Raw genomic sequence first — 6,726 nt, 5'->3', positions numbered from 1 at the left:
GCCCAGCCTTGCCAACCTGCTTAACCTTCGCAGCCCCCGTCGGGATCGCTTGCGGCCAATAAGCGAAATGAGCGGGATTCAATATTCCCCAAGGCCGCGTCGACGTGAATTCCTTAACCAAGTAATCCAAGGCATTGTTCTCGCCGCAAATGAGCAATGCTAATGTCAGGTTCAGCCCTTCGAATTGAAGCAGCCCATCACCTGCTAGTAAGGCGCGGGTGAGTGTTGGGAATGCATGCCAGTCATCGCGCTTGTAAACGATCTGTCCGCTTCGCAAAGCGGTCAATACGTCTATGCCGCGTTGCCGGAATGCACATAGCCACGATACAACTCCTTCTTCCCATACCTCGAAGCAGACACTGGACCCACCGCTGCACAGCAACACCTCGGCGGCACTTGGACGTTCGATGAGTGTCCGCCCCGCGCACAACCAGAGATCCACGTTTCCGAAGCCCGGGTGTGAGGAAGCAGTCTCAATGGTCTCCAAGAAACTGTGCGCGGGCAGTCCTTCGCCCTCTTGGAGCCATGACAAGGTCGCGAGGCGTAGTTGCGCCCCCATGCTCCGTCGGCTCAGTGTCACCTGCTCTCTACCGCTCTGTTTTGGCCCGGTGTCGCTCGCTATGCTATCGCGATCTTGAATTCTCATGACTCATGGTTGTGGACAACGAGGCTATGAAGTCAACGCCCTTGAGAGGTCGGTCGCTGGAATTGGGCGACCCGTCTGACCTGAAATGAGCAAGAAATCCATCTTGCCTATAGGCAGAGACTCAACCGATTGAATGCCCGTATGCTGCCCTGGGTGTTTTAGGCCCAACCAGAGTTAAATTCCAAAATGATGGGCCGGGGTATTGGCTTCTTTCGCCAGCAAACCGTGCCTTCAGATTTGAGGCGTGCATGCCGCCAGCAAATGACCCTATGACAATACGGAGTGTCGACACTCGGAAGATCGTGGTCGAACTCGCTCCCGGTCGCGGTGACAGAGACTCAGTTCTGAACTTCGTCGCGGTTACGTTGGGGTTAAAAAAGGAACAGCTGAAAATCGAGGATGCGAGAGGAGCAAGCAAGTTCAGTGTGACGCCGCGGCACGGCGCAGAGGAGGATTTCGAGCAAGCTGTCAGGCGAGCTCAGCTCCTTCGTTAATCCGAGTTTGACTGTCGCACATGTCCTTTTAGGTCCCCAGCGCGAGCCTGAACAGATCCCAGGTCGGCGTGCGGCTTACCCTCCTAGGCGAGCAGCCTAGACCCTGCCGGTGACGGGCACTCCCATGTGCCCCGTATGTGCCCCTCCAGCGCGGATTCAGGGGGGACCAGGGGGGACGGCACGGCACGAGACGGGATGACGACCCTAATAAAATCAAGGCGATAGCGGGTAACTGCGCGTCCTGCTTAGGTTTTTCTATCGCCTTGCTTAGAGTTCGATCCCCGGCTCGTGCATCCCGCTTCCCTGGTGGGCGATCAGATGGGTATCGAACAGTGGGGCCCCGCCCCGAGGAATGATGTCCGCCTCGGGCGCTGTTCGATGAATGCGTGCTTGCGTCGCTGGGGGAAGTCGGTTACTTACCCACCCGTCGTCGCGGCTTGCGCGATTAGCTCAGCTGGATAGAGCGTTGGCCTCCGGAGCCAAAGGCCACAGGTTCGAATCCTGTATCGCGCGCAAGAGAGGGTCGGGAGCCTCGGGTTCCCGGCCCTCTCTGTTTTTCAGCCCTTCGGCGCCTCCCGAGGCGGTAGGTGGATGCGCACCGAGCGCACCTGGCGCGGGCTTGAGTCCAGCACCTCCAGCACCGTCCCGTCCCTCAACGTCAGCCTCGTGCCCTTCTGGGGGATGGAGCCCACCTCCGCCGCGCAAAGGCCTCCCACCGTCGACCAGCCCTGGCCCTCCTCCAACTCCAGCTCCAGCGCCCGGTTCACGTCCCGTAGCGCCGCCGTGCCCTGCACCACCGCCGTGGTGGGGCTCTCGCGCTGGATGAGCTCCTCGGGCGCTTCGAACTCGCTGGAGATCTCCCCCACCAGCTCCTCGACCAGATCCTCCACCGTCACCAGTCCCGCCACGCCTCCACGCTCGTCCACCACGATGCCCAGATGCATCCGCCGTCGCTGGAGTTCCTTCAGCACATCGATGGCCCGCATCGACTCGAAGGCGAACCAGGGCGAGCGCATCACGTCCTCGAGCACGATGAGCTGGCCCTCCCAGGCCACTCCCAACAGATCCTTCGCGATGACGTAGCCCACGACGTTGTCGAGCGTCCCCTCGTACACCGGCATCCGCGAGTGCCCGTGCTCCAGCAGCACTTGTTTGATCTCCTCGGCGCTCGCGTGCCGGCGCAGCGCCACGATGCGGTTGCGCGGCACCATCACCGACGACAGCGGGATGTTCCCCAGCTCGAAGGCCCGCGAGGCGATCTCTCCGGCCCGGGGATCCAACGAGCCCGACTTCGCCGCCTCCTCCACCAACTGCTGAAGCTCCTCCGGCGACAGGCGCGACTCGGTGAAGTTCGTCCGGTCCCCGAAAAAGCGCAGGATGAGGTTGGAGCTGGCGGTGAGGAACCACACCAGCGGCTGCATCAGCCAGGCGACCCCTCGCAGCGGGCGGGAGATGAACAGCGCGTAGCCCTCGGAGAAGCGCAGGGCAAGGGACTTGGGCACCAGCTCGCCCAGCACCAGCGAGAGATAGGACACCAGGCCCACGACCGCCGCGAAGGCCACCTGCTCCGCGGTCTTCTCGGGGAGCCCCAGTCCGGTGAGCACCGGTGCCAGCCGCTGGGCGAGGGAGGCCCCGCCGAAGGCCGCCGCGCTGGCTCCCACCACCGTGATGCCGATCTGCACCGTGGCCAGGAAGCGCTCGGGGTCATCTCGCAGGGCCTGGACGGCTCGGGCGGAGGGGTTGCCCTCGTCGAGCAGCTCCCGCAGACGGGTCTTGCGCACCGAGAGCAGGGCGAGTTCGGCCCCGGAGAAGATTCCGTTGGCCAGGATCAGCAACAGGATGATGGCGAATTCGGTCGCGATGGCCGCCTACCCTCCGACCGGTGTCTATAGCAGCCCCGGTCCGAGCGCTGACTCCCAAATGCTCGCGAAGGTCCTGAGAGGGCCTCAGCTCTCCAGGGATTGCAGCAGCAGCGAGAGCTGATCCCGACTGGCGCCCTTGGGCAGGTAGTAGTGCGGCCCCGTGCGGAGCGCGCCGCCCACGTCCTGGGCCGCCGCGGAGGTGAGGAACACCACTCGGGGTGGGGTGCCGTTGCGCGGCATCCGCTCCAGGACCTCGAAGCCGTTCATGCCGGGCATGTTCAGGTCCAGCAGCATCACGCCGCAGCGTTGCTGCGAGAGCGAGTCCAGTGCCTCCTGGCCGTTGGCGGCCTCGATGGTCTCGTAGCCGAGATCCTCGAGACACAGCTTGAGGAACTCCCGCCAATCCGCGTCGTCATCGACGACCAGTACCTTACGTGCGTCGTCCCCCGATGCCCTTCGACCCAAGTGACCTCCTGGTACGTGGGTACAACCTTCCGGGAACAACAGGCCATTCACGGATGCAAAGGGCCGCCTGGAGAGCGGGCGAGGAGACGGGCCCTCAGAAGAGCGACACCGTGAGCTGGCTGGCCAAGTACTGGAGGGCGGGCATGACGTTCGGCGCCGAGCGCTTGCGCACCGGGGGCAGCTCCGCCTGCTGCCATGCCGGCTCGCCCACCAGTCGACCGGCGGCGTGCTGGAAGATACGGAAGCGGCCGAGTTCGATGGAGCTGCCCGAGTTGTAGATGCGCAGCCCGCGACCCTGGAAGAGGCCCAGCTCGAACTCGCGCGGCACGTGCCGGTGCCCGTGGAGGATGAGGTCGCACCGGCCCTGGGCCCGGCGGACCAGCTCGGCGCCCAGCGCGAGCTCCGAGGCGTGCGGCCAACCCATGCGCGTGGCCAGGCGCTCCGGGAAGCTCTCCTCCGGCAGGGGCAGCACGTGGTGGTGCAGCAACACCGCGGTGAGCGCGCCGGTGGGGGCGGCGCACAGGGCCTCGTCCACCGCGTCCAGCACCGCCGGGGTCAACTCGCCGTGGCAGGCGAAGTAGTTGCGGTTGTGCGGGCCCGTGGAGTCCACGCACACCAGGTAGAGGCCCTCGTGCCGCTCCACGCGCACCTTCCGGCCGCCCATCCACTGGCCACCGGCGTCCTCTCCGGTGCGGTCATGGTTGCCGGGGATGAAGGTGAGCCGCCCGGCATCGAGCAACGGTGCGAAGAGCTCCCGAAAGCGCCGGTACTCGCTCCGGCTCCCCTGGTGGGTCAGGTCGCCCGACACCACCACATGGTCCACGCGCTCGGCGAGGAGGGTCTCCACGAGCGCGGTGGCCGTCGCGTCGCTCTCGCGGGTGAGGTCCAGGTGCAGGTCCGACAGGTGCGCCAGCTTGCGGATGAGCATGGTTGACCTGGATGTACCCACCCGCTGAAACACCCCCATGGCCCCGGTGTGAAGCCTGTGGGGGCGCGAGGTGACGTCGCGGTGAACCCGTCAGCCCGCGAGCAGTTCCTCGATGGGCTCGCTCTCGGGAGCAACCACCCCCTTGGACAGGACGGACGCGGGGGGCACGAGCCGCGAGCCGGCCATCACGCGCAGCTTGTTCCCGCGCCAGTCCACCGAGCGCGCGAAGAGCCCATTCGCCCACGCCACGAAGAGCAGCACGTCCTTGAGCAACACCGCGGGCAGCGTCATCCACGGGGTGCTCTGTCCAGGCCGCATCAACTGGAACACGGCTACGTCGTGGACGAGCTTCACCAGCGTCACCGCGCCCAGCACCCCGAGGGCGAGCGCCGAGGGCGACAGCAGCGCGCCGAACAGCGCCAGGGGCAGGGGGTTGATGAGCGCCTGCCCCAGGTACAGCGGCGTGGGGATACAGGTGTGGTGGATGATGCTCCAGCGCAGGTAGCGCTTGAAGAAGGTCATCACGCTCTTCTTTTGCGACACGTTGTAGACGGGCGCGCGCGCCACCACGGCCCGCTTGCCCATCCGCCGCGTCAGCCACCGGCCGATGACGTAGTCCTCGGCCAGCACGTTGCGCACCGAGTAGAAGCCGCCCAGGGCGTCCACGTCCTCGCGGCGCAGGGCCATGGACTTGCCCACCACGATGTCCTGGTCCGCCAGTTGCTTGGCGGAGATCTGCCCCGCGCCCGCCGTGGTGCTCTGGTACAGGTTGTCCATCAGCGAGCCCAGCGTCCGCTCGCCAATGCCGCTCACCGGGTTGGATACGCAGCCCACGTTCGGATCCTCGAAGGTGTGGGCGATCTCCTCCAGGTAGTCCGGGCCCACCCGCGTGTTCGAGTCGCTGATGACGAGGATGTCGTGGCGGGCCACGGCCGCCAGGGTGATGAGCTGGTTCACCTTGGGGTTGAGGCCGGGCTCTCCGTGCTGGAGTGCCAGCCTCATGAGGTGCGGCCAGCGCGCCACCGCCGCCTTCGCCACCGCGTAGGCCGGGTCGCGCGTATCCTTCACTCCCAGCACCACCTCGTACTTCGGATAACCCAGGTGGGCGAAGGCCTCCAGGTTCGCCTCCAGGTCATCATCCACGCCACACAGGGGCTTGAGGAGGGAGATGCCCACCGGCTCGCCCAGGGGCTCCGGGGCCGGCCGCACCCGCGAGGACAGCCCGCAGTGGCGCAGCACGCAGAAGAGCTGCATCACCAGGGCGAAGGTTCCAGCGGCGGCCAGTGCGAGGAGGGTGAGGCTGAGCGCGTGGGTCGTGGGCACGGACTTGCTCCCGAGCAGGAGGGGCGCGTTCATCGCGCGTCCTGCCCGGGACGTTACGGGAGCCGTGTGACGACCTCATGAAGCCCCCGTGTCGCCAGGGGGAACTTCGGGCAACACGGTGCGTCCAACCGATCTTCCCTCAGGAAGCGGTCGTCAGGTTGCGGCTGCGCGGGTGACGGATGTCCGTGCCGCGCACCATGTAGATGACCATCTCCGCCACATTGGTGGCGTGGTCGCCCATGCGCTCGAGGTGCTTGGCGATGAACATCAGCGCCGTGGCGCGGCGGATGTTCTTCGAGTCCTCCATCATGTAGCCGAGGAGCTCGTTGAAGATCTTCAGGTAGAGGGCGTCCAGGTGGTCGTCCTCCTTGAGCACCGCCTCGGCCTTGACCACGTCCGAGGACACGAAGGCATCCAGCGCCTTCTTCACCTGCTGCTGGGCCAACTCAGCCAGTCGCGGCGTATCCACGTAGGGCTTGAGCGGTGGGGCCTCGTTCAGGTCCTTGGCCCGCTCGGCGATGTTCACCGCCAGGTCTCCAATGCGCTCCAGGTCGGTGACGATCTTCAGCGCCGTGGTGATGAGGCGCAGATCGCTCGCGGCCGGCTGGCGCAGCGCGAGGATGCGGCGGCAGGTGTCGTCGATCTCCACCTCGAGGCGGTTGACCTCCTGATCGCCCATCATCACCTGCTCGGCGAGCACGGAGTCCCGCTCGGTGAGCGCGCGCATGCTGTCGGCGATGTGCGCCTCCACCTTGGCGCCCATGGCCAGCAGCTTCTCGCGCAAATCCCTCAGGTCCTGCTCGAATGCCTTGTCCGTATGCTTCGATGGCATGTGCCCGCTCTCCCTCGCGCCTACCCGAACTTCCCGGTGACGTAGTCCTCGGTGCGCGTCTCTTGCGGGTTCGTGAAGATCTGCTCCGTGGGACCGCACTCCACCAATTCGCCCATGTAGAAGAAGGCCGTCCGGTCGCTCACCCGCGCTGCCTGCTGCATGTTGTGGGTGACGAT

Annotated in this window: 6 protein-coding genes, 1 tRNA gene and 1 pseudogene; 1 reads left to right on the top strand and 7 read right to left on the bottom strand. The window is 65.7% G+C overall.

All coding sequences use genetic code 11. From position 1 onward, the window contains the following. Positions 1-646 (bottom strand): hypothetical protein (locus VF794_RS34830; protein WP_331117436.1); only part of this gene is annotated, 646 nt, incomplete at its 3' end. Positions 647-1,579: 933 nt separating this feature from the next. Here VF794_RS34830 and VF794_RS34825 point away from each other — a divergent pair. Then, a tRNA-Arg gene (locus VF794_RS34825) sits at positions 1,580-1,653 on the top strand. Positions 1,654-1,697: 44 nt separating this feature from the next. Here VF794_RS34825 and VF794_RS34820 read toward each other — a convergent pair. The 6 genes and pseudogenes from VF794_RS34820 to VF794_RS34795 all read right to left on the bottom strand — a co-directional run. Next, positions 1,698-2,975, bottom strand: a complete 1,278-nt coding sequence (locus VF794_RS34820; protein ID WP_331117435.1) for a hemolysin family protein — start codon at positions 2,973-2,975, stop codon at positions 1,698-1,700. A gap of 111 nt (positions 2,976-3,086) precedes the next feature. Continuing rightward, complete coding sequence (locus tag VF794_RS34815; RefSeq protein WP_331117434.1) at positions 3,087-3,467, bottom strand: response regulator; 381 nt, start codon at positions 3,465-3,467, stop codon at positions 3,087-3,089. A 94-nt stretch (positions 3,468-3,561) separates the two neighbouring features. After that, the gene (locus VF794_RS34810; RefSeq protein ID WP_331117433.1) at positions 3,562-4,395 is read right to left on the bottom strand and encodes a metallophosphoesterase; all 834 of its coding nucleotides are present in this window, start codon (positions 4,393-4,395) and stop codon (positions 3,562-3,564) included. A gap of 90 nt (positions 4,396-4,485) precedes the next feature. Beyond that, complete coding sequence (locus VF794_RS34805; protein WP_331117432.1) at positions 4,486-5,751, bottom strand: ceramide glucosyltransferase; 1,266 nt, start codon at positions 5,749-5,751, stop codon at positions 4,486-4,488. Positions 5,752-5,857: 106 nt separating this feature from the next. Then, positions 5,858-6,550, bottom strand: a complete 693-nt coding sequence (gene phoU / locus VF794_RS34800; protein WP_331117431.1) for a phosphate signaling complex protein PhoU — start codon at positions 6,548-6,550, stop codon at positions 5,858-5,860. Between the two features lie 20 nt (positions 6,551-6,570). Continuing rightward, positions 6,571-6,726, bottom strand: a pseudogene (locus VF794_RS34795) (phosphate ABC transporter ATP-binding protein); the annotation flags it as partial.

Source organism: Archangium sp. (genome assembly GCF_036389735.1).
Lineage (GTDB): Bacteria > Myxococcota > Myxococcia > Myxococcales > Myxococcaceae > Archangium.
The sequence above is the reverse complement of the archived record's forward strand: the minus strand, read 5'-3'. Positions and strand labels throughout refer to the sequence as shown.

Excerpts from the sequence above, each read along its gene's own strand:
- VF794_RS34810 (WP_331117433.1), bottom strand. The coding sequence starts at position 4,395 with ATGCTCATCCGCAAGCTGGCGCACCTGTCGGACCTGCACCTGGACCTC.
- VF794_RS34805 (WP_331117432.1), bottom strand. The coding sequence starts at position 5,751 with ATGAACGCGCCCCTCCTGCTCGGGAGCAAGTCCGTGCCCACGACCCAC.
- phoU (WP_331117431.1), bottom strand. The coding sequence starts at position 6,550 with ATGCCATCGAAGCATACGGACAAGGCATTCGAGCAGGACCTGAGGGAT.